Origin of the sequence: Ochrobactrum sp. SFR4 (assembly GCF_019730395.1) — a bacterium.
In the GTDB taxonomy this organism is placed as follows: domain Bacteria; phylum Pseudomonadota; class Alphaproteobacteria; order Rhizobiales; family Rhizobiaceae; genus Pseudochrobactrum.
This window is the reverse complement of the sequence record NZ_JAAPBB010000279.1, coordinates 1-405: the sequence shown is the minus strand read 5'-3', so window position 1 is coordinate 405 and position 405 is coordinate 1. Positions and strand designations below refer to the sequence as shown.

Annotated in this window: 1 protein-coding gene; it reads left to right on the top strand. The window is 50.1% G+C overall.

Annotation, left to right across the window (positions count from 1 at the left end; all coding sequences use genetic code 11):
• Window positions 1-405: TOBE domain-containing protein (locus HBA93_RS18980; RefSeq protein ID WP_221724336.1), on the top strand; the 405-nt coding region annotated here is incomplete at both ends.

Genomic DNA, 405 nt, shown 5'->3' with positions numbered 1-405 from the left:
CATGATCAGGCAGAAGCATTGTCGATCAGTGATCGCATTGTCGTGATGGAAAAGGGCAATATCACTCAGGTGGATGCGCCTTATAAGCTCTATGAGCATCCGCGTAATGATTTCATTTCCAATTTTGTCGGTAAATCCAATTTCCTGAATGCGCAGGTTGAAGCCGGAAATGTTCTGGCAATTGAAAACACAACAGTGCGCTTTACACCGGAACAGCCTGTGAGCGGCAAGAAAGTCTCGCTGTTCATCCGTCCGGAAAAGCTGAACCTGACCAATGTCGGTGCCGGTCATGTTGATGGCACTGTAACGACCCGTTATTTCATGGGCAGTCAGTGGTTTGTGACTGTCACCACGCCAGCCGGACAATTGTCCGTGTCTCTGCCGAATGTCGGTACACCGCCACCG